This is a genomic window from Pseudorhodobacter sp. W20_MBD10_FR17, from assembly GCF_052119765.1.
Classification (GTDB): Bacteria; Pseudomonadota; Alphaproteobacteria; order Rhodobacterales; family Rhodobacteraceae; genus Pseudorhodobacter.
This window is the reverse complement of record NZ_JBGQOQ010000042.1, coordinates 1-22,212: the sequence shown is the minus strand read 5'-3', so window position 1 is coordinate 22,212 and position 22,212 is coordinate 1. Positions and strand designations below refer to the sequence as shown.

The window sequence follows — 22,212 nt, the reverse complement described above, 5'->3', positions numbered from 1 at the left end:
GGTCGAAGCCCAATCGAATACCGTAAAAGCCTAGGACTTATGACGTAAAAACAGTCCAAGTTTTTGTCCGCATCCCCAATGGGTCAATCCGACACGAAAATCAACAGCCTATCCCTTGGATGTGTTGGGGGCCGAAACCGAAGGCATGATTGGCTATTTGATCGAGCAAGAGCTGGAAAACGCCCTTGGCCATGATCATGCCGTTGCCACGCTGTTAACGCAGGTCATAGTGGATCGGGCGGACCCAGCCTTTGGCAAACCAACCAAATTTGTCGGCCCAGTGTACACGCAAGATGAGGCGCAAGCCCGTGCTAAGGCCGCAGGCTGGACCATCGCGCAAGACGGCCAATATTGGCGGCGTGTGGTGCCGTCGCCAAAGCCCGTTGAGATCCCGGACTTGCGCGTGGTGCGTTTATTGCTGGATCAAGACGTGACTGTGATTTGTGCAGGCGGTGGTGGCATTCCTGTTATGCGCCGATCCGATGGTAGCATGATCGGGGTTGAGGCAGTTATTGACAAGGATGCGGCAAGCGCACTTTTGGCAGCCAATATCGGCGTGGATGCGTTGTTGCTGCTGACGGATGTTGATGCGGTCTATACCGGCTTTGGCAGTGATGCAGCCACCGCTTTGCACCAATTATCGCCTGCACAGGGCCGCGCGTTGGACATGCCTTCAGGTTCGATGGGCCCGAAACTGAAGGCAGCTTGCGATTTTGCAGACCGCGGGGGCATCGCGGGCATTGGGCGTTTGGCCGATGCGCTGAGGCTGTTGGCAGGCACAGCGGGGACCAGAATTTGCGTGAAATCAAAGCAATAGAATATCAATTGCAGTAGTGTTGCAGGGCTACAAACCTTGCTCAATCACAAAAAGGACCAACCATGAAGGCAATGTTTTTCACAGTCGCGATAGCACTTTTCGGTCTATCTGCATGCACAACTCCGGGGCACTACCCGATCAGCGGCCAAGAATGCACAGCGAAAGACCCGGTTTTGAAGCTTGATGCAAATGATTGTATGCCCAACTAACAGTTGAAGTGCTCGTACCGAAAATGCGCCGACTTATCTGCTCGTACTGATAAGTCGGCGCTTTGATTTGAGCGGCTCCACATGTCGCGCGTCGGGCCGGATGTGCTTAATTATGCCGCCTTGCGAAAATTTGCCCAGCACCAAACTTTCTCCGAAGTGGATTGGCCTTCAGGGTGCGTTTGGCAGGGTGCGTTTGGATATAAGCCCAAGCCTATTTTACCAAAGCGTCATATAAGCGTCACGCGCTTGATACGCAGAGCCAGCATCTAATTTGCTTAAGAATTAGAAAAAGGATTGGCCACATGATGCTCCGTAACATTTGCCTGACCTCGGCTTTGGCGCTTGCAACCGCAATGCCCGCCAATGCCGAAATGGTTTTTAACCGCGTTTCCAGCTTTGCGACGCCCAACAACATGGTTGAAGGCGAAGACCTTGCCCGTGAGACCAGCGCCGAGATCATCTCGGCCTCGGATGATGGTATGATGCTGGTGTATACCGACAGCCCGTTGGGCGTGATCGGTCTGGTGGATATCACCGATCCGCATGCCCCCAAGCCGCTTGGCAACATTGAGATGGGCGGCGAGCCGACAACGGCGCATTTTGTGGGTGACAAGATCTTTGTCGGCGTCAACACTTCGAAAAGCTATACGGAACCTTCGGGCAAGCTGGTGACTGTCGATGTGGCCAGCCGCAGCGTTGTGGCGGAATGTGAGATCGGCGGTCAGCCGGACTCGGTGGCGCGCTCGGCCGATGGCAGTTTCATCGCGATTGCCGTTGAAAACGAGCGTGACGAGGACCTGAATGACGGCGCGTTGCCGCAGATGCCAGCGGGCTATGTCGTCAAGATCGCCGTCAAGGATGGCGTGGCCGATTGCGCCAACCAGCAAAAGATCGATGTGACGGGCCTTGCTGATATTGCGGGCGAAGACCCCGAGCCGGAGTTCGTTGATATCAATGATGCGGGCCAGATTGCCCTGACGATGCAGGAAAACAACCATATCGTGGTGATCGGTGCCGATGGCACGGTCGCCAGCCATTTCTCTGCGGGCAGCATCGACCTGGACGGCATAGACACCAAGCGCGACGGCAAGCTGGATTTTACCGGCAGCAAAAAAGCCGTGGCGCGCGAACCCGATGGCATCAAATGGATCGACGCCGATCATTTCGTCATTGCCAATGAGGGCGACTGGAAAGGTGGCTCGCGCAGCTTTACCATTTTCAAGAAAGACGGCACGCTGGTTTACGAATCCGGCCCAAGCCTTGAGCACGCGATCATTGAGATGGGCCACTATCCCGAACACCGCAGCCATTCCAAAGGGGTGGAGCTGGAATCGGTTGAGGCGGCTGTTTTTAACGGCACCCCGATGCTGTTTGTTGCATCCGAGCGGGCCTCTATGATCGGCGTTTATGATGTCACCGATCCGGCGGCTCCGGTGCTAAAGCAAATCCTGCCATCGGGCATCAGCCCAGAAGGTGTGGTGGCCATTCCGCAGCGCAACTTGCTGGTCTCGGCCAATGAGGTTGATTTGCGCGCTGACGGGGCGGCACCTGCGCATGTGATGATTTATGAATTGGCAGACGGCACGCCTGCCTATCCGATGATCACCAGCGCTGGCAGTGATGGGTTGATCGGTTGGGGCGCGCTTTCAGGGTTGGCCGCTGATCCGGTTGAGGCAGGTAAACTCTATGCCGTGTCAGACAGCGTTTATGGGGCCCAGCCGCGCATCTTTACCATTGATGCCACGCAAAAACCGGCACGGATTACCAGCGCCATGACTGTAACCCGTGGCAGAGATGCAGCGCAAAAGCTGGATTTGGAAGGCATCGCAGCCGATGGGGCAGGCGGGTTCTGGCTGGCCTCGGAAGGGCGCAGCGACCGGATGATCCCACATGCGATCTATCATGTGAATGACAAGGGCGAGATCAAAGAAGAAATCGCCTTGCCAGAAGCGTTGCTTGACAATGAAATCCGCTTTGGTTTTGAAGGCATCACCGTTGCGGGTGACTGGCTTTGGTTGGCGGTGCAGCGCGAGTGGCAAGATGACCCCAAAGGTATGGTGAAACTGGTCGCCTATAACACCAAGGAAAAGACTTGGGGTGCCGTACACTATCCGCTTGATGCCGCGCCCGAAGGGGCTTGGGTTGGTCTTTCGGAAATCACCCTGCATGGCGATTGGGTCTATATTGTTGAGCGTGACAATCAGATTGCAGACAAGGCCGCTATCAAAAAACTCTACCGCATTGCCGCCGCCGATATGGTTCCTGCCGAGTTGGCTGGTGCGCTGCCGGTTGTGACCAAGGAATTGGTGCGTGACCTGCTGCCTGATCTGGCTGTGCTAAATGGGTATGTGGTCGATAAGGTCGAAGGCTTTGCGATCGATGTGGCGGGAACAGGCTTTGTTGTCACCGATAACGATGGTGTCGATGACAGCTCTGGCGAAACGTTGTTCTGGTCCATTGGTGCTGTTCAATAGGGCCAGCAGTTTGCTCCCAAAATAGCTTTGAATTCAGGCCCTGTGCGAAATCGCGCAGGGCCTTTTATGTTGTCGTTTGGGCAAGACGGGTATGAGAGATGTTTGCTTGCAATTCGCCCGGCCTGCCCCCTCATGGCGGCCACTTCCGGGGCTTATGTTGGCGATTATCCGATGAAATTGCGCCAGTCACCGAATTCTGTAATATCTTTGGCGTCGGCAGTCGCAATAGCTTCACTTAGAAAACCCTGAACGTAAGAGCCATCTTCCAGCGCGATCGTTCCAAGCCCAAGCGGCGCGGGAATGCCCTTTAGAAAACTTCCGACATGCGCAAGCGGCACATCCCAAAGCTCTAGGGCGATAGGCGCGCCCGATCCACGAGCACCGCGTACAAGCCCCGGTCGCTGCGGTGGGCCACCGGCAAGTTCATAGAAACGGTATGCATCCGTTGTGCGGGCCGCTTTGACAAAGACAGCGCCTCGGTCGGTCAGTTGATGGTTCAGTGGCAGACCTGCCATGTGCGCCCCGCAGACCGCGAGTGTCAGCGACGCGGGCGCAGGTTTCGGCAAGTTTGGCGGCGGCATATAGGCCCAATCCGTCGCCCCGAGGTTGCGCTGGCCTGCGGCCTCCAGACTGCGCGCTATGACCGCAATTTCGCCGTCCTGCCCCTTTGCCGCCAGCAAGGTCACACTGCCCGGGCGCCCATCGGACCGCGCGGGAACGGGCACCGCGATGCCACACATATCAAGCAGATTAACAAAGTTCGTGTAGGTTCCGAAGTTTGAATTCGGGGTTATGGGATCGGCCTCAAGCTCTGCGACGGTATGGAACTTAGGGATCGTCGGCACGCACAGCATATCAACACCGGCAAGGGCAGGTTCGGCGGCACGGGCCAGCTCTTTCAAGCGGTATATGCCGCGAAACGCGTCCGCTGCCGAAAGACTTTCGGCCTTGCTGATGATCTGGCGGGTCACGGGCAAAATGGCATCGGGGGCGCGTTTCAACAGGTCTTCAATAACCGTATAGCGCTCGGCCACCCAAGCCCCTTCGTAGAGCATTTGCGCCACCGCATAGAGGGGCGAAAAATCGATCTCTTTGATTTCTGCGCCGCCTGCCTTGAGCAGGCCAACAGCCGCGTAAAATGACTCTGCCTGCACCACATCCCCCAGAAATTTGATGCTATCTGCGCTCGGGATGCCGATCACAGGCGGGGCGGTCTGGGCGGTAAGCGCGGGGGCCTTTATCGGGCGCGCAAAAGCGTCGGCGGGGTCAAAGGCGCAACACACCTGATAGGCGGTGTAGGCATCCGAAACGGTCAGCGCAAAGATCGAAATCGTTTCAATTGAGCGACAGGCCGGCACGACACCGCTTGCCGACAGCGCGCCAAGCGTTGGTTTCAAACCGACGATATTGTTCAAAGCTGCCGGAACGCGGCCGGACCCAGCAGTGTCTGTTCCCAGCGATAACGCAACGATACCATGTCCAACTGCGACCCCCGACCCACCCGAAGACCCCCCCGGAACGATCAGCGGATCAATCGAATTCAGGGGCGCGCCATAGGGGGTGCGGACGCCAACCAAGCCTGTTGCAAACTGGTCAAGATTGGTTTTGCCGATGAAAATAGCCCCCGCTGCCCGCAACTGCGCAACAACAAATGCGTCCTCTTTGGGCAGGTAGGCATAGGCAGGGCAGGCGGCGGTCGTCTCGTACCCCGCAACATCAATGTTGTCTTTCACCACAAAGGGAATACCCCAAAGCGGCTTGTCGGGATTGAATGCACCAAGTGCGGCGGCTTCGGCCAGTGCGTCCTGTTGGTTGGCGAGGGCGAGGAAAATATGAGGGTCGCCCACCTCTGCGATCCGTGCAAAGACCTGTTCTATCACATCTTTTGGTGACGTTCCGCCCGCATAAGCGGCATGAATATCTGGGATTGTCATCCGAATGTCCGTCATGGCGTGGCGTCCTTTATGCGTTCAAGCTCGTTTTTATCAGTTGTGTTTGGTTGCACGCTTTGACGCAAATGCTAATAATTCACAAAAGTGATGCAAAAATTGCATCGCTAGCTTGGCTAGTGAAAGGCCGCGCATGAAACATCTACAAACGTTACACTACATTGAGGGCGTCGTTCGGGCCGGTTCGATCCGCAAGGCCGCAGACGATATGAACATCACCGCCTCCGCCCTCAATCGGCGGGTTCAGCGGTTTGAAGAGGAGTTCGGCTCAGAGATTTTTGAGCGTCTGCCACGCGGCGTGCGGTTGAACCCTGCGGGCGAGTTGTTGATGCAGCACTTCCGTTCCTTGGTGTCAGATCTGCGCCGCGTGCAGGGGCAGGTCGCCGATCTGGCAGGGGAGCGCCGAGGCCATGTGGCGATTGCCTGCTCTCAAGCGCTGATACCCTATTTCTTGCCCAGCCAGATTGCGGCCTATCGCGGCGAACACCCCGGCGTCACCTTTTCGGTGCTGGTGCGCGACCGCGAGGCCGCAGAGCAAGAGTTGGGCACATTTCACAGCGATCTTGCCTTGGTGTTCGAACCCGTTCATCTGGTTGACTTTGAGGTGATCTCGCATTGCCCACAGATTATTCACGCGGTGATGCGCAAGGACAATCCACTGGCCAATCAGACAGAGGTGCGTCTGCGCGATTGCCTTGACCAAACCCATGTGCTGCCAAGCGCAAGCTATGGCGTTCGGGCTCTGCTTGAAATGAGCGCAAAACGCGGGTCGCGGCCCATGCGCCCCAGCGTCGAGACCGACAGTTTCGACTTCATGCGCCACTATGTGCGGCATGAAAATGCCGTCGCGTTTCAGATCCCGATCGGCCTTAACATCTCGGCCGAGGATGACATTGTCTCGCGCCCTTTATCAACGCGGGATGTGCCTGTGGGCAGTCTTTTGCTGGGGCAGCAGCGGGGGCGCAGTCTGCCTGTGGCGTCTGCCCGCTTTGCACAAAGGCTGACGCGGGCCTTGGAAAGCCTGTCAGGAGCGTGATCCTCGCTTTGCTCTAGCATAGGTTGTGCGATGCGTTTTTTGCATCGCTTCGGCAAAAATTGAGCAGACGTCAACAGCACTAAATACTCCTAAGCTGTGAGTCGTTGAAATCCACCGGCGCCCAAAGTGGCGCATGACAGCTGCTGGAGCGAAGATATGAACACCCCTAACCACATGAACCGTCGTCGTTTTCTTGGCACCTCGGCAATGGCCCTTGGTGCTACGACCTTTGGTTTGGCGCGTCCAGCGCTGGCCCAGAGCAATTTGACCGTTGGCTTTATCTATGTCGGCCCAAAAGATGACTTTGGCTATAACCAAGCCCATGCCGAAGGCGCTGCGGCGGTGAAAGCCATGGCTGGCGTCACGGTCTTAGAGGAAGAGAACGTCCCCGAAAGCCAAGATGTCCAGAACACCATGGAATCCATGATCAATTTCGATGGGGCAACCCTGTTGTTCCCAACGTCCTTTGGTTACTTTAACCCCCATATCCTTGAGGTTGCGCCAAAGCACCCCGACATCCGGTTTGAGCATTGCGGCGGTCTTTGGACCGAAGGCAACCCGACCAACGCCGGGTCTTATTTCGGCTATATCGGGATGGGGCAATATCTGAACGGTGTGGCCGCAGGTCATGCCACGAAAACCAAAAAGATCGGTTTTGTCGCGGCCAAGCCCATTCCGCAGGTTCTTAATAACATCAACTCCTTCCTGCTTGGGGCCCGCTCGGTTGATCCGACAATCACCTGTCAGGTCATCTTTACCGGCGAATGGTCGCTGGCTGTGAAGGAGGCCGAAGCCACCAACGCGCTTGCCGATCAAGGCTGTGACGTGATCACCTGCCACGTCGATGGGCCGAAAGTGGTTTGCGAAACGGCTGCCGCACGCGGTGCGTTTGTCTGCGGTTATCACGCCGATCAAAGCCCGCTTGCTGGCGATAAGTATCTGACCGGGGCCGAATGGAACTGGGCAAGCATTTACACGGATATGGTGGCCAAGACGATGGCTGGCACGCCGATCGACAACTTTGTGCGGGGCGGTCTGGCCGAAGGCTTTATCAAGATGAGCTCGCTTGGCCCTGCCGTCTCGGACGCGGCGCGCGCGCAGTTTGAGGCGACCAAAGCCGAGATCATCGCAGGTGGTTTTGCCGCAATCAAAGGCCCATTGAACGATAACAAAGGCAATCTGATTGCAGCCGCAGGCCAGTCTTTTGTAGAAACCGATGTCGCGCTTGAAAGCATGGATTACCTGGTTGAAGGTGTCCTTGGTTCTACCAGCTGACATGAGCAGTGTGGCGCAACAGAAGAAAGCGGCCGGGCGACCGGCTGCTTCACAGCTTATCTCGGCGTTCATGCCGCGCGCCGAGGCTATTGTGATCCCGATTGGCGCACTGTTGGTTGGGTTTGTGGCCTTTAGCCTGTTTCTGGGCCTTCTCGGGAAATCGCCTGTCGCGTTTTTCGCTCTGGTCTGGAAGGGTGGCTTTTCCTCGGGCTTTTCTTGGCAGAACACCCTGTCTCGGGTCGCACCTTTGGTGCTTGCGGCGCTGTGCGTTGCCTTGCCTGCGCGGCTGGGGCTTGTGGTGATCGGCGGTGAAGGGGCCATTGTTCTGGGCGGATTGGCCGCCGCAGTTACCGGCACGTTTGTTGCGGACCTGCCCTTTGGGCTTGGCATGGTTTTGATGGCCCTTGCGGGGATGACGCTTGGCGCGTTGTGGATTGGTGCGATTGGTGCGCTTCGGATCAAGCGCGGGGTCAATGAGACGATTGCGTCCTTGCTGATGGCCTATATTGCAGTTGCGCTTTTGAATCATTTTGTCGAAGGCCCTTTCCGCGACCCCGCAAGCCTTAACAAGCCCTCGACGGGCACCCTTGATGCAAGCCTGCGTGTCGGGGATATGCCGTTTGTCGCGGCGCATTGGGGCGTGTTGGCCGGGGTGATCGCCTGTATTTTTTGCTGGGTTTTGATTGAGCGCACGACGATCGGTTTTGCGGCACGAATCGCGGGTGACAACGTGCGCGCGGCCCAGATCCAAGGCTTGCCTGTCGCGCGTCTTGTGATCGGTTTTACCGCATTGGGCGGGGCGTTTGCCGGATTGGCTGGTTATTTTGAGGTCGCCGCCGTCCATGGCTCGGCCAATGCCTCACTAATCGCGGGCTATGGGTACACCGGTATTCTGGTCGCTTTTCTCGCGCGGCACAATCCTTTGGCAATTCTGCCGGTTGCGGTCTTGTTTGGTGGGTTTGAAGCCTCGGGTGGGTTGATCCAGCGCCGCATGGAGTTGCCTGATGCGACCATTCTTGTCTTTGAAGGCATGGTTTTCATTATCATTTTGCTAAGCGAAGCCCTGTACGGACGTTTTCGTATTTTCAAGCCTGACTTTTGGGAAAGCCGCTGATGGAGCCTGTTGAAATCGGCCTTTGGGGCGTGCCGCTTGCCATTCTGGGCGGTGCAATCCGTGTGTCTACCCCGTTCATCTTTGTGTCGCTTGGCGAGTGCCTGACCGAGCGGTCGGGGCGGATAAATCTGGGCCTAGAGGGCACATTGGTCTTTGGCGCGATGAGCGGCTACGCCGTCGCCTATGAAACCGGAAACCCGTTTGTCGGCGTTCTGGCAGCGGCCCTTGCGGGGGCGTGTTTCGGTTTGCTGCACGGATGGATTTGCAAGTTCAAGGGCGTCAATGACATCGCGGTCGGGATTGCGATGATGCTGTTTGGCATGGGGCTCGCCTTCTTTTTCGGCAAGCCCTACATCCAGCCGCAAGCCCCCGATTTGCCTGCAATCCCGTTTGGTTGGTGGGCCGAGACACCGCAGGTGCAAGCCGCTTTGCAGGTAAATGTGCTGTTCATCGCTGGCGGCATCCTAGCGCTTGCAATGGCGTGGATGTTCAAATCAACGCGCATCGGCCTAACCATCCGCGTTGTTGGCGACAGCACCGACGCTGCCCGCGCGATGGGCCTGAACCCCGACCGGATACGCCTTTTGGCGACGGCTACCGGTGGCGCGTTGGCGGGAATAGGTGGCGCTTATCTTTCACTTTATTATCCCGGCAGTTGGACCGAGGGCGTGTCATCCGGCCAAGGGCTTATGGCCATTGCATTGGTGATATTTGCCCGCTGGAACCCGATCAACTGCTTTTGGGCGGCCTTGCTATTTGGCGGGGCAGGGGCGCTTGGGCCGGCTTTGCAATCGGTTGGTATCTCGGAAGGATACTATCTGTTTTTCGCAGCGCCCTACGTGCTGACGCTGATCTTGCTGATTATGACAAGCTCACCCGACCGCGTCATGCAAGGCGCGCCGCTTGGACTTTCCCTGACGAAATAAGGAGGAACCGCCATGAATGGATTTGGTGGATTGAATAAATCAGAGAACGGTGTGGTCATCGGCCTTGTGCAGTTGCAATTGCCGGTGGTGCAGACCAAGGCGCAGCTGACTGCCCAAACCGCGCGCGTGGTTGAACTGGTCGGCAAGGCGCGCCGCAATCTCGGCACGATGGATTTGGTGGTTTTTCCCGAATACATGCTGCACGGCCTGTCGATGGATACCAACTCCGAGATTATGTGCAGCATGGACGGCCCCGAGGTTGCGGCTTTGAGGCAAGCCTGTATCGACAACCAAATCTGGGGCTGCTTTTCCATCATGGAGCTGAACCCCGGCGGATACCCTTTCAACACGGGCCTGATCATCGACGATCAAGGTGAGGTGCAGCTTTACTATCGCAAGATGCACCCGTGGGTACCGGTCGAGCCGTGGGAGCCGGGGGATATTGGCATTCCTGTCTGCACTGGGCCAAAGGGTGCGAAGATCGGCCTTATTATCTGCCATGATGGCATGTTCCCCGAAATGTCGCGTGAGGCGGCCTACAAGGGGGCCGAGATCATGATCCGCACCGCAGGCTACACCGCGCCAATCCGGCAGGCGTGGCGGTTTACCAACCAATCCAACAGCTTTTGCAACCTGATGATCACTGCAAATGTTTGCATGTGCGGCTCGGACGGGACGTTTGACAGTATGGGCGAAGGGATGATAATCGACCATGAAGGAACTGTGATCGCGCATGGCACGACAGGCCGGGTGGATGAGATCATCACAGCCGAAGTGCGCCCCGATCTGGTGCGTGAGGCCCGTGCAGGCTGGGGGGTAGAGAATAACCCCTATCAGTTTGGCCATCGTGGCTATGTCGCCGTAAAAGGTGGCGCGCAAGATTGCCCTTATACCTACATGACCGACCTTGCGGCGGGCGCGTATCGCCTACCGTGGGAGGATGATATCAAAGTGACCGATGGCACAGGCTGTGGCTTTCCCAAACCCAACCGCAAGTTTGGCGAGAAGGAGCTAAACCAATGACAACCATCAAAAGCACACCCTACGCATGGCCCTATAATGGTGATCTGCGGCCTGAAAACACCGCGCTGATCGTGATCGACATGCAGACCGATTTTTGCGGCAAGGGCGGTTATGTGGATCATATGGGCTATGACCTGTCGCTGACCCAAGCCCCGATTGCGCCGATCAAGGCGCTGATGGCCCACATGCGGGCCAAGGGTTATACTATCATCCATACCCGCGAAGGCCACCGCCCTGACCTTTCGGACCTGCCGCCAAACAAGCGCTGGCGCAGCCAACAGATCGGCGCAGGGATTGGTGATGTAGGCCCGTGCGGCAAAATCTTGATCCGGGGTGAGGCAGGCTGGGACATCATCCCCGAGCTTTACCCGCTTGCCGGTGAGATCATCATCGACAAACCGGGCAAGGGCAGCTTTTACGCCACCGACCTTGAATTGATCCTGCGGACCAAGGGTATTGAAAACTTGATCCTGACTGGGATCACCACCGATGTATGTGTTTCAACCACCATGCGCGAGGCGAATGACCGGGGGTTTGAATGCGTCATTGTAGAAGATTGCTGCGGTGCAACCGATCCCGGCAACCACGCGGCCGCGATTAAAATGGTTACGATGCAGGGCGGCGTTTTTGGCGCTGTGACGGACAGCGCTTCTTTGATTGAAGGGCTCGTATAATGCGGCAGGCGAGGGGCAAGACTGGTGGCGGGTCGCGATCATTGCTCCAGACTAGGGGGCTAGAATGATCTACAAATGCGGAAACGGCGCAATCAGCGTTCAAACACTGCATACGACTATGCGCTTTGGGTCCTTCACGGCGCTTGAAGATGTCTCGATCACTATTCCTGCCGGCACGTTCCATGCCTTGCTTGGGGAAAACGGGGCGGGAAAATCTACACTCGTCAAATGCATGATGGGCTTTTACCACGCCACTGCAGGCGAGCTTTTGGTCGCTGGCAGCGAGGCGCGTATGACCGACCCGAAAGTCGCGCAAAAACTTGGGCTTGGGATGGTTTATCAGCATTTCACGCTTGTCCCTTCTCTGACAGGGGCCGAAAATTTGGTGATCAGCCGCGCCGACACGCCTGCCTTGATCGATTGGCGGTATGAACGCGCCGCACTTCAGACCTTCATGGCGAAAATGCCGTTTTCCGTCCCCCTCGATCAGCCTGTCAGCCGCTTGGCCGCTGGTGAAAAGCAAAAGCTGGAAATCCTGAAACAACTTTACCTTGGCAACCGCTTTTTGATTTTGGACGAACCTACTTCGGTTTTGACCCCATCCGAGGCGGATGAGGTTTTGGGCCATGTCCGTGCGCTGACAACGGCCGGTGTAATTACGGTTTTGATGATCACCCACAAGTTCCGTGAAGTAAGTGCCTTTGCTGATGATGTCTCCATCTTGCGGCGTGGCAAATATGTTGGCGGTGGGTCCGTGGCTGACCTGAGCGTGGACGAGATGAGCCATGCAATGATGGGACAAGCCCCCGTGATCAGCAAACGCAGCCGTAAGGCAACGGTGAGGCAACCTGTTCTGACGATGCAGGGCATCAAAGCCTTGGACCGCACGGGGCTGAAAGACATCGAGATCGATGGCGTGACGCTTCATTCTGGGGAAATACTTGGGATCGCGGGGATTTCTGGCAATGGTCAAATGGAGTTGATGGAAATTCTGACCGGCCAACGCCGGATGGAGCGCGGTGAGATACGGGTCAACGGCACGCCCTATGGCGCGACCCGCGCCGAGGCCCGCGCCCATGCGATCCGATTTCTGCCCGAAGAGCCGCTGCGCAATGCCTGCGCGCCGCGCATGAGCGTGGCCGAAAACATTGCCTTTCGTATGTTCGATGAGGGAAAGGATGGCAAAGCTGCCTTCTGGAAAGATGCCGGTGCGATTGCCCGCAATGCGACGAACCTGATCGAGGCGTTCAATGTGAAAACCAGCTCTCCTTCGGCCCGCATTGCGTCGCTGTCGGGTGGCAATGTTCAGCGGGCTGTTCTGGGCCGCGAATTGACGGGGGATGTCAAAGCGCTGATCGTGTCAAACCCCTGTTTCGGGCTTGATTTTGCTGCCGTGTCAACAATCCGGGATCGGCTTGTTGAGGCGCGCAACCAAGGCACGGCAATTCTTTTGATCAGCGAAGATCTGGATGAAATCATGGAACTCTCGGACCGGATTTTGGTCATGTCCGAAGGACGGATCACGTTTGAAACTCCCCTCGCCTCGGCCAATGTCGCCGAGATCGGGCAACATATGGCAGGACATAGCTGATGGCTGAAATTGATGCGGCCCCTTTTGCATTTCCCTTTCAACGCGACCAGATCGCGCTTGTCGTGATCGACATGCAGCGCGATTTTGTTGAACCGGGTGGTTTTGGGGCAAGCCTTGGCAATGATGTCAGCTTGCTGGGTGCGATTGTTCCCACGGTGCGCCGCCTGTTGGACGGGTTTCGGGTGGCGGGCCTTCCGATCTTTCACACCCGAGAGTGCCATTTGCCTGACCTGTCAGACTGTCCCGATGCAAAGCGGATGCGCGGCGCGCCATCGTTACGAATCGGCGACGACGGGCCAATGGGTCGCATTTTGATTGCAGGAGAGCCGGGGGCGGACATCATCCCGGAACTTGCCCCCCAATCCGGTGAAATCGTGATCGACAAGCCCGGCAAAGGTGCATTCTACGCCACAGACCTTGGCCGGATGCTAGAGGAACGTGGTGTGAAGCAACTTGTTTTTGCGGGCGTGACCACCGAAGTCTGCGTGCAAACCACGATGCGCGAAGCCAATGACCGCGGCTATGATTGCCTGCTGGCCACCGATGCTACGGAAAGTTATTTTCCAGCCTTCAAGGCTGCGGCCATCGCAATGATTACGGCACAAGGTGGCATTGTCGGCTGGGCGGCGCCGACAGACGCGATTCTGGAGGCTCTTAATGGCTGAATCGAGATCTTTCGCGAATCTGTTGCCTGATGATTGGGCCAAAATGCCGTTTGAACCCTTCCGGCAAGGTGTTGAAATCTGTCATCTGTGGCAAGGCGGGCCGGATGTAGCCCTTCTCCGCTATGCCGCAGGGGCCTCTGTTCCGCGGCATCGTCACGCTGGCCTTGAGACAATACTGGTGCTGTCCGGAAGCCAGAGCGACGAAACGGGGTGCTTTCCGGCCGGATCGATTGTGTTCAACCCAGCAGGTACGGCGCATAGCGTCTGGTCAGACGATGGCTGTACGGTTCTTATTCAATGGGAAAAGCCTGTCGTCTTCCTTGATTGAGCCAATATGGATTGATCTGCGAAGCTGCGCATCTTGAATGCGACCGGAATTCATCCGGGGCAAGTACGACTACAGCACACGATCTTTCAGCAATTCTGACAGGATGGGGTTCGGAAAGCGGCGGGAAAGCGTAACCGCGAAGAACGTCTCGCCGATGCCCGGTAGGCGATCGGCTTCGACCAGCGTTCCGGTGTTCAACTCGTCTTGAACGACGATGGACGGCAGAACCGCAAGTCCCACGCCTTCACGCGCCAGAAGGCGCATCATTGCCATGTCCTCAACTTCCGCAGCGATCTGTGGCCTTATGCCAAGCCGCTCGGTCAGGGCATCAAAACCGATCCGTACAGCGGTGTCAGCAGAGGGGAGGATGATCGGCACCGTGGCCAGCAGGGTCACCAGACCGGGACTGTCGCCCAGTAATTTCGGCGTGCCGACAAGGCTGACAGGCTGCTCGGATAACCGGTGCGAGACGAAGGGCGTCGCGGCATCGCGTAACGGCGCACGGTTGATCAGCACGACGTCTAGGTTGAGGGCCTCAAGCGCTTGTAGCAAATCGGCACTGGTACCGGAACGTAGGATGATCTCTACATCCTGCCGCCCAAGGATCGGGCGCAGGAACTCCATATGAAAGTTGCGCGATAGGGTGGCCAATGCGCCAATGCGGATCGCTTGGCGTGTGCGGCCTGTTTCTTGCAGGGTGCCGATCAATTCACGGCCCGCAGCAAAGATGGCATCCGCATGGTCCAGTGCAATGCGGCCCGCTTCGGTCAGAATCAGTTGGCGGCCACGACGTTCGAACAGGCGATGGCCCAAAGACTCCTCAAGCTGTTTGATCTGAACCGAGACGGCAGATTGCGACAGATTTAGCCGCTCTGCCGTGCGGGTGAGGTTGCCGTCATGGGCCACGGCCCAGAAATAGCGCAGATGATTATAATTGAGCTCAGCCATATCGATATATTTAACAGAACGGTTTCAAGCAAACAATGAATTTTTATGTGGCAGTGGGTCCTGCTATCTGACGCCAACGCCGCAGTCCAGTCAGAAGGAAATCTTGCCTTGCTCATCGCATTTCTGCCCCTCATCGCGCCTGTCGTCTATTTGGTATTGGCCTTCATCGCCTTTCGCGGCCCAAAGATGCGGCCTGCCGCCGTGTTGCGTCAGGTAGAGGTCGGCGCGCTTGGCGTTTTGGTCATCGCCGGCTTGTCTGCTGCAATGCTTATCCTCATCAGCCCTGCGACCAGCCTGCTTATTGGTGCAAAGGATCTTGGCCTGTCGGTCCGGCTGGATGCGGTCAGCGCGGTGATGCTGCTGTTGGTCGCTTTGGTCGGCTGGGTCGTGGTCCGGTATTCGGCGACCTACATGGACGGCGAGGCGCGGCAGGGTCCGTTCACGGGTTGGCTGTGCCTTACACTGGCGGCGGTACTGTTTCTGGTAACGTCAGGCAACATCGTGCAATTCGCCATGGCGTGGATTGCAACCAGCCTGTCGCTGCACAAGCTTTTGCTGCATTATCCGGATCGGGCCGCTGCAAGGCGCGCGGCGCGCAAGAAATGGATTACGGCACGGCTGGGCGATGCTGCGATGCTGGTGGCTATGATCCTGATTTTCATCGCCTACGGAACTGGTGATTTGGCGGCCATTCTGGCGGGCGCGCGGGCAGGGCAGGGGGCCGAGCTTGCGACATGGATCGCCGCGTCCCTTGCCATCGCGGCAATCCTGAAATCTGCACAGTTTCCGATGCATGGCTGGCTGACAGAAGTGATGGAGACGCCAACGCCAGTCTCTGCCTTGCTGCACGCGGGCGTCATCAACGCGGGCGGCTTTTTGTTGATCCGCTTTTCTGACGTGATGTTGCTGTCGCCTGCTGTGCTGGCGGTGCTGGTGATGCTCGGCGGGTTCACAGCACTTTTTGGCGGTCTGGTGATGCTGACGCAATCGGCGGTCAAGACCTCGTTGGCGTGGTCCACTGTGGCACAGATGGGCTTTATGATCTTGCAATGCGGTCTGGCGCTCTTTCCTCTGGCGCTGCTGCATATCGTGGCGCATTCGCTTTACAAGGCGCATGCCTTCCTCGCCTCTGGGGGGGCGGTTGAGAGTGTGGCTGCCATCCGGCGGCCCGGTCCGGTGGCAATACCGAATGGCGTTGCAGTAGGCCGTGCATTTCTGCTCGCGCTGGCCATTTACGTCGCTGTCGGCATGGTCTTTGGTCTGACGGGAAAGTCGCCGCAGGCCATAGCGCTGGGCGCGATCTTGATCTTTGGGGTGGCGTATTTGCTGGCGCAGGGCCTAGCGGATGCAGCACCGCGTGTTCTGACGCAGCGGACGGCGATGTATTCGGTCGCGGCTGCGGTGGGGTACTTTGCCCTGCAAACCGCAGCCGAAGGGTTGATGGCCGGTACGTTGCCCCCCACACCTGCACCCGGCCCGCTGGAATGGGCGCTGATCGTGCTGGCGCTGCTTAGCTTTGGGCTGGTGGCTGTGGCGCAGGCGATGTTTCCGCTGTGGGCCTATCATCCGGCTGCGGCAGGGCTGCGGGTACACCTGTCCAACGGGCTTTATGCCAATGCCATCTTTGACAAACTGCTAGGCGGTTGGTCGACCAAGCACATCTCTTGATCCGGGAAAAGGACTGATCCTATGACCACTCTATCTACGCTTTCGCCCGCAGCACTGACCCTTGCCAGCCAAACCGCTGCGCGCGCCATTCCCCCCGTTTGGCCCCTTGCGTCATCGGTTGCCGTGAACCCGTTTTTGGGCCAAACGACAGAGACGCTTGCACAGGTCGGGGCGCGTTTGGGCCGTGTCGGTGGCGTGCCTGTGACAATGCCGCGGGCGCATTACAATGCACTCATCAGTGACGGAACCATCACCGACGCCGACATCACCGCAGCGATAAAAGCAGCGGGTGCGGGCGATTTGCCCGATCTGGCCGAGATCAAGCGCAGGGCCACGACCTCGGCCCCCACGCCCACGCCGCACCCTATGGTCGCCGATCTGGTGGCGGCTGTTTCAGGGATCGACTGGCCCGCCATCTTGATGGATCGTTTTGGGCATTGGGCCGCGGGTTACTTTGATCAGGGTCAAGCGCTTTGGGCGGCCCCCCGCAGGCGGAGCGCCTATGACGCGTGGCGCCAATACGCGACCCATGATCTGACACCCGAAATCGCGGGCCTGAAAGGCTTTGCCCAGTTCGTCAGTGAAACACCCGATACGGCCGAGGATGCGCAGGCGCGGGCCGCCGCGCGGCTGGGCCTAAGCGAGGACATGCTTGAGACCTACCTGCACCAGCTGCTCTTTTCCCTTGGCGGGTGGGCGCAGGTCGCACGCTATACGCTGTGGCAGGCAGAATTGGCGCTGGGCACGGATCAGACGATCACCGATGTTCTGACAATCCGGCTTTTGTGGGAAGAGGCGCTGTTTGCTCAGTACGAAGACCAGATTGGCGACACATGGGCCAGTGCCAAAGCGGCCCACGCCAGCCCCGTCACACCCGATCAGGACATCGTAATCAACGCGATCCTGCAAGAGGCATGGGAACGCGCCGTACAGCGCGATTTGGCCAAGACCTTGGCCGCGCCGGCACGCGCGCAGACGCAGGAACGGCCAGCGCTGCAAGCCGCGTTCTGCATTGACGTGCGGTCCGAAGTGTTTCGCCGCGCGCTGGAAGCGGTGAACCCCGGCATCAGCACGCTGGGCTTTGCGGGCTTTTTCGGCCTGACTGCATCGCATAAGGGATTTGCCTCGGACGTGGATGAATTGCGCTTGCCTGTCCTTTTGAACCCCGGCGTCACCTCGACCTCGGCAGGCGAGGATATAAGCGCAGAGCAGACTGCGCGGTTCAAGGCGCGTACAAGCCGTGCTTGGGGGCGGTTCAAACTCGCCGCCGTATCCTCTTTCGCCTTTGTCGAGGCGACAGGACCGATCTATGCTGGCAAACTGATCAAGGATGCGCTGAATATTGCACCGCAAGCCGCTGCCAATGATCCGGCACCGCGCCTTGATCCGCCTTTGCCCTTGCCTGCGCAGATCAACGCGGCAGAAAAGATCCTGCGCGCCATGTCGTTGACGACGGATTTCGCGCATCTGGTGGTCTTGGCGGGGCACGGGGCGCATGTGGTGAACAATCCCTTTGCCAGCGGTCTGCAGTGTGGTGCCTGTGGTGGCTATGCGGGCGATGTGAATGCGCGGCTTCTCGCCTCGCTGTTGAATGCGAAGGACGTGCGCCACGGGCTGGCAGAACGCGGTATCGACATCCCCGCAGATACGCTGTTTCTGGGGGCGTTGCACGATACAACAACCGATACCATCACGCTGTTTGCAGCCGACCATCCCTCCGCCGCACATGCAACAAATATCAGTCAGGCCAAGGATTGGTTCGCGCAGGCGGGTCTTGAGACTCGGTCGGAACGGGCCTTGCGCCTGCCGCGTGCAAAGGATGGCGCCGATATTAACCTGCGCAGCCGCGACTGGGCCGAAACCCGGCCCGAATGGGCGCTGGCGGGGTGCAAGGCCTTCATCGCCGCCCCGCGCCAACGAACCGCAGGCAAGAGCCTTGCCGGGCGGGCGTTCCTGCATGACTACGACTGGCAACGGGATAATAGTTTCGGCGTTCTGGAACTGATAATGACTGCGCCTGTCGTTGTGGCAAGCTGGATCAGCCTGCAATACTATGGTTCGACCGTGGCCCCCGATGTCTTTGGGTCTGGCAACAAGCTGCTGCACAACGTCACCGGCGGCATCGGCGTGGTCGAAGGCAACGGCGGCAAGTTGCGTGCAGGCCTGCCGTGGCAGTCTGTGCATGAGGGCCAGGGATACGCACACGACCCGCTGCGCCTGTCCGTCTGCATCGAGGCACCGCGCGCGGCGATGACAGACATCCTGAAACGGCACGAGAGCGTTCGCGCCCTGTTCGACAATCGCTGGCTGCACCTGTTCGCACTTGATGAGACGGGGCAGATGGCGTGGCGCTATGACGGGGATCTGCTATGGTCAGAGATGGATCGGGAGGTTGAGCATCAGGTCAATATGACGGCGCTTGGTTGAGCGGGGCTGAAGCTTTCTTTCGTGTTTTGAAGTGGTCAGGCGAATTCGGACAGCGTGCTAAGATGATGGATTGGATAACAGACGAAACCGTTCTACCGCGAAACGGAATGTCGCGTGGGTGCAAACCAGTGTGCGGTCCTCGCTTGCCAGAAATTTCCCTACCGCGCCAACCTTTCCATCATCCCCGCCCGGCGCATTGCACAGGTTCCAGCGCGGCACGACTTGCCAATCTGCCCAGAACCCGAACTTGCTGAGCGGTTCATCGGCAAAGCTCGATCCGATGGATTTTTCCGGCACCACAATCAGCGCCTGCTTGAGGCCTTGATTGTGCAGCTTGTCCAAGGCGATAAACATCAACGCACGGGATTTCCCAGAAGCGGGCGGCGATTTGATGAGCAAATACTGCTCGCCCCGCTTCTCATAGGCGCGCTCCTGCATGACCCGCATGCCAAGCTCATTGGACGTGGTCGAGGTGCCATTGCGGGAATAGGCGACAGAGACGGTGGGAATAGCTTTCTTGTCAATCGTCATATGAAACAATCTCTTATCTGTTCAAAATGCGCAGAAGCGATCGGGGGTTGCCCCCAGACCGGCACTTCGGAAATTCTCAAAGGCTCAAGATATTTTAGCTCAATTGGGTTCATTTGAGCCGATCTGTGACCAATAACTTGTGTTTGCCCAGGCCAAATACTTGGCGCAATGTCCTTCATTGGCTTCTTTGCGAGATTGTTTGCGCCCCATGCACGCGTCACGGGTATAGCAAAACTGAAATCCTTATCGCTCGATTCACGAAGGCGGTTTCCTGCGGTCGAGCTGTAGTCTACGGCAGCTCACTCACAGTCAATGCCTTACCGCTCATCAAAGCCGTCAGCATATTCGCGCGGGCCGGATCACCTATCAGTGCAGCGATGTGGGCAATGTCAGGACCTTCTTTCATAGTTCGACCGTAGTCGAAGCATTTTTCCACGGCAACAGGATAGAAACGGCTCAACAGTTTTGAATAGGAATCTGAAATGCTGACTTGTGTGATCCGCTACCAAATCGACCCGACGAAAAAAGCCCAGTTTGGGGAATATGCGAAAAATTGGGGGCAAGCGATTCCGCGCTGCGGTGCCGATCTGATCGGGTATTACGCACCCCACGAAGGGTCCAGCACATTGGCCTATGGTATCTACAACGTAAAAAGTCTTGCGGATTATGAAGCTTATCGTGCCAGATTGGCCGATGATCCGCTTGGCCGCGAAAATTATGAGTTTGCCCAAAAAGAGAAGTTTCTTCTGCGCGAGGACCGCACGTTTCTGAAACTGGTATCCACGCCCCACGGCCCGGATACGCCCCGATGATTGCTGTTATATTTGAAGTCGAACCGACGGCTGGTCGCAAGGATGAATACCTTGATATCGCAGCCGAGATGCGCCCGATGCTTGATCAGATCGAGGGCTTCATCTCGGTTGAGCGGTTTCAAAGCCTGACCGACCCGCGCAAAGTTCTGTCGTTATCGTTCTTTGAGGATGAGGCAGCAATCGCACGGTGGCGCACCCTGAACGCCCATCGAGGGGCGCAGGCCAAAGGAAGGGGCGGCGTCTTTGATGACTATCGCCTTCGGATTGCGAGCGTTGTTCGTGACTACGGCATGTTCGACCGCGCTGAAGCACCGACAGATTCAAAAGCTGTTCATACGAGCAGGGTCAATGATAATTCCAAGTAGTGACAGCTCTCCGGACTTCATCATGCAGCGTTCCAAAAACCACCGTTTGTTGAACGGTCCTGAAGGTCCGGTGTGCAGACGAAGCGGTCATACGCTGCAATTACTCGCGCTCAAAATCCATGGTCCAATTCGTTTCCCAGGTAGTGCCGCCATCGCGAGACATTGCCTGTTCCCATCTTGGCGACGTCGTATCGGTTCGCATCCAGAGGAACCTGACGGATATTGGCTCCCCATGGAGGGTGTCATCTGCAAAGAATGATCCGACGCCATCCTCAAACTTGCCAACCACAGGCACATCAAGCTGGTGTGGATCACTGGCTGATAACCACCATATTGCCCACGTCTGGCTGGTGACGTCAAAGGAACGCACAGCAATGGCACGATAAGGCCCGTTTGGAAAATCAAGCAAGTTGTCTTCGACATTGCCATTGCCGCCAAGCACCAATCGGGTTTCCGAGTTGCCATTGAACTCCTCCCACTCGTCGCATCCAGCCAACCGCTCCTTGAGACGACGATGCCGCACCCTCCATTGACCGATTGCAAAATCAAAATCGTGGGAAATGTCGACTGGCTCTTGCATGGGATTGACCCTTGAATTTACGTGAAACCTGTATGTTCACTTTATGTTCCTATAACGCTATCAGGTCAATTGGATTACATTGCACAGGGCTTGAATAGCCCTCCGAGCTATGCTGAGCGTGCAAACCGATCGGTAATAAGGGCTGATGCTGTTGAAAAACTCACCTCTTCGGGCGAGCGGACCAGATTTGCAGAATATATTCCTTCGATGGCGGCACTCTGCAAACAGCGTTTACAATTTAACCATTGATGAGAACGTTTTTCCAAGTTTTCGAGGCGATTTTCGTGGGGCAAAGTTTTTCAACAGCATCGGCTCAGACCGGACCTTAGCTGCGTTTGCACACCGAAAAAACTGGATCACAACCCTGAGCGTCTGCTTTCTTTGGGCGGCCCGTTTTGGTTTGCACTTGCGGCGAAAGTCTGGTTCCCGCCCTTCCAACTTATTGCACCGTAAACTGCTTTAACAAAGGGTATTAACCACCCCCACCCCTTTGCCGAGCAATATTCGGCCTTTCACATGGCCAGCATTTCGATAGGTAGGGGGCTGAATGCAGCCAGTATCCCCTTCGCCGCCCTTCAAGAATTTCAGCCTTAGATATCATGCCAAAGCCCCTTCAACTACACCCCACGCCAGTCCATCGAGAGACGCTCCCGTCCTTTCTATCTCGCATCGCCTCAATGAACGGCGTGGGTGCGATAGATTTTACACTTGATATGGGGTTCAGTGTTGAGCGACAACCATCTTGGCCGGTGCCGACAACCACCTTGGCCGGTGGGGCTGAACGGAAGACGGGCTTGCCC

At 57.3% G+C, this 22,212-nt stretch carries 19 protein-coding genes and 1 pseudogene; 15 read left to right on the top strand and 5 right to left on the bottom strand.

Going from position 1 to position 22,212, the window contains the following annotated elements:
- Positions 1-121: 121 nt before the first annotated feature.
- On the top strand, positions 122-817 hold the full coding sequence (locus tag ACEN2J_RS18395; RefSeq protein WP_442107884.1) for an amino acid kinase family protein: 696 nt from the start codon (positions 122-124) through the stop codon (positions 815-817).
- A gap of 511 nt (positions 818-1,328) precedes the next feature.
- A complete protein-coding gene (locus ACEN2J_RS18390; RefSeq protein ID WP_442107880.1) occupies positions 1,329-3,500 on the top strand; it encodes an esterase-like activity of phytase family protein in 2,172 nt (723 codons plus the stop codon).
- 164 nt (positions 3,501-3,664) lie between these two features.
- On the opposite strand, the gene atzF is transcribed toward ACEN2J_RS18390, so the two are convergent.
- Complete coding sequence (atzF, locus tag ACEN2J_RS18385; protein ID WP_442107878.1) at positions 3,665-5,449, bottom strand: allophanate hydrolase; 1,785 nt, start codon at positions 5,447-5,449, stop codon at positions 3,665-3,667.
- Between the two features lie 133 nt (positions 5,450-5,582).
- Here atzF and ACEN2J_RS18380 point away from each other — a divergent pair, with 133 nt between their 5' ends.
- The 9 genes from ACEN2J_RS18380 (at position 5,583) to ACEN2J_RS18340 (ending at position 14,081) form a co-directional block, all read left to right on the top strand.
- Complete coding sequence (locus ACEN2J_RS18380) at positions 5,583-6,485, top strand: LysR family transcriptional regulator (protein ID WP_442107876.1); 903 nt, start codon at positions 5,583-5,585, stop codon at positions 6,483-6,485.
- A 156-nt stretch (positions 6,486-6,641) separates the two neighbouring features.
- Complete coding sequence (locus ACEN2J_RS18375) at positions 6,642-7,760, top strand: BMP family ABC transporter substrate-binding protein (RefSeq protein WP_442107874.1); 1,119 nt, start codon at positions 6,642-6,644, stop codon at positions 7,758-7,760.
- A gap of 1 nt (position 7,761) precedes the next feature.
- Positions 7,762-8,874: an ABC transporter permease gene (locus tag ACEN2J_RS18370; RefSeq protein WP_442107882.1), complete on the top strand. Its 1,113-nt coding sequence runs from the start codon at positions 7,762-7,764 to the stop codon at positions 8,872-8,874.
- The gene (locus tag ACEN2J_RS18365; RefSeq protein ID WP_442107872.1) at positions 8,874-9,800 is read left to right on the top strand and encodes an ABC transporter permease; all 927 of its coding nucleotides are present in this window, start codon (positions 8,874-8,876) and stop codon (positions 9,798-9,800) included. The genes ACEN2J_RS18370 and ACEN2J_RS18365 overlap by 1 nt, the downstream gene beginning before the upstream one ends.
- Positions 9,801-9,812: 12 nt before the next feature.
- Entirely contained in the window at positions 9,813-10,823 is a 1,011-nt protein-coding gene (locus tag ACEN2J_RS18360; RefSeq protein WP_442107870.1) for a formamidase, read from the top strand.
- Positions 10,820-11,497: a biuret amidohydrolase gene (gene biuH / locus ACEN2J_RS18355; RefSeq protein ID WP_442107869.1), complete on the top strand. Its 678-nt coding sequence runs from the start codon at positions 10,820-10,822 to the stop codon at positions 11,495-11,497. The genes ACEN2J_RS18360 and biuH overlap by 4 nt, the downstream gene beginning before the upstream one ends.
- 64 nt (positions 11,498-11,561) lie before the next feature.
- On the top strand, positions 11,562-13,088 hold the full coding sequence (locus ACEN2J_RS18350; protein WP_442107867.1) for an ABC transporter ATP-binding protein: 1,527 nt from the start codon (positions 11,562-11,564) through the stop codon (positions 13,086-13,088).
- A complete protein-coding gene (locus ACEN2J_RS18345; RefSeq protein ID WP_442107865.1) occupies positions 13,088-13,753 on the top strand; it encodes a cysteine hydrolase family protein in 666 nt (221 codons plus the stop codon). The genes ACEN2J_RS18350 and ACEN2J_RS18345 overlap by 1 nt, the downstream gene beginning before the upstream one ends.
- Positions 13,746-14,081, top strand: coding sequence for a cupin domain-containing protein (locus ACEN2J_RS18340; RefSeq protein ID WP_442107863.1), 336 nt, complete (start codon positions 13,746-13,748; stop codon positions 14,079-14,081). The genes ACEN2J_RS18345 and ACEN2J_RS18340 overlap by 8 nt, the downstream gene beginning before the upstream one ends.
- 69 nt (positions 14,082-14,150) lie before the next feature.
- Here the strand turns inward: ACEN2J_RS18340 and ACEN2J_RS18335 are convergent, their stop codons facing one another.
- Entirely contained in the window at positions 14,151-15,029 is an 879-nt protein-coding gene (locus ACEN2J_RS18335) for a LysR family transcriptional regulator (RefSeq protein ID WP_442107861.1), read from the bottom strand.
- A gap of 108 nt (positions 15,030-15,137) precedes the next feature.
- On the opposite strand from ACEN2J_RS18335, the gene ACEN2J_RS18330 reads away from it, so the two are divergent.
- Together ACEN2J_RS18330 and ACEN2J_RS18325 are read left to right on the top strand one after the other, a co-directional pair.
- On the top strand, positions 15,138-16,697 hold the full coding sequence (locus ACEN2J_RS18330) for a proton-conducting transporter transmembrane domain-containing protein (RefSeq protein WP_442107859.1): 1,560 nt from the start codon (positions 15,138-15,140) through the stop codon (positions 16,695-16,697).
- Between the two features lie 21 nt (positions 16,698-16,718).
- A complete protein-coding gene (locus ACEN2J_RS18325; protein ID WP_442107857.1) occupies positions 16,719-19,124 on the top strand; it encodes a YbcC family protein in 2,406 nt (801 codons plus the stop codon).
- Between the two features lie 57 nt (positions 19,125-19,181).
- Here ACEN2J_RS18325 and ACEN2J_RS18320 read toward each other — a convergent pair whose 3' ends face one another.
- The gene (locus tag ACEN2J_RS18320; protein ID WP_442107855.1) at positions 19,182-19,655 is read right to left on the bottom strand and encodes a DEAD/DEAH box helicase family protein; all 474 of its coding nucleotides are present in this window, start codon (positions 19,653-19,655) and stop codon (positions 19,182-19,184) included.
- A 295-nt stretch (positions 19,656-19,950) separates the two neighbouring features.
- A pseudogene (locus tag ACEN2J_RS18315) lies at positions 19,951-20,061 on the bottom strand (transcriptional regulator); the annotation flags it as partial.
- Between the two features lie 76 nt (positions 20,062-20,137).
- Here ACEN2J_RS18315 and ACEN2J_RS18310 point away from each other — a divergent pair.
- The gene (locus ACEN2J_RS18310) at positions 20,138-20,467 is read left to right on the top strand and encodes an NIPSNAP family protein (RefSeq protein ID WP_442107853.1); all 330 of its coding nucleotides are present in this window, start codon (positions 20,138-20,140) and stop codon (positions 20,465-20,467) included.
- On the top strand, positions 20,464-20,832 hold the full coding sequence (locus tag ACEN2J_RS18305; protein WP_442107851.1) for an antibiotic biosynthesis monooxygenase family protein: 369 nt from the start codon (positions 20,464-20,466) through the stop codon (positions 20,830-20,832). The genes ACEN2J_RS18310 and ACEN2J_RS18305 overlap by 4 nt, the downstream gene beginning before the upstream one ends.
- A 100-nt stretch (positions 20,833-20,932) precedes the next feature.
- On the opposite strand, the gene ACEN2J_RS18300 is transcribed toward ACEN2J_RS18305, so the two are convergent.
- A complete protein-coding gene (locus tag ACEN2J_RS18300; RefSeq protein WP_442107849.1) occupies positions 20,933-21,412 on the bottom strand; it encodes a DUF1579 domain-containing protein in 480 nt (159 codons plus the stop codon).
- Between the last annotated feature and the right edge of the window lie 800 nt (positions 21,413-22,212).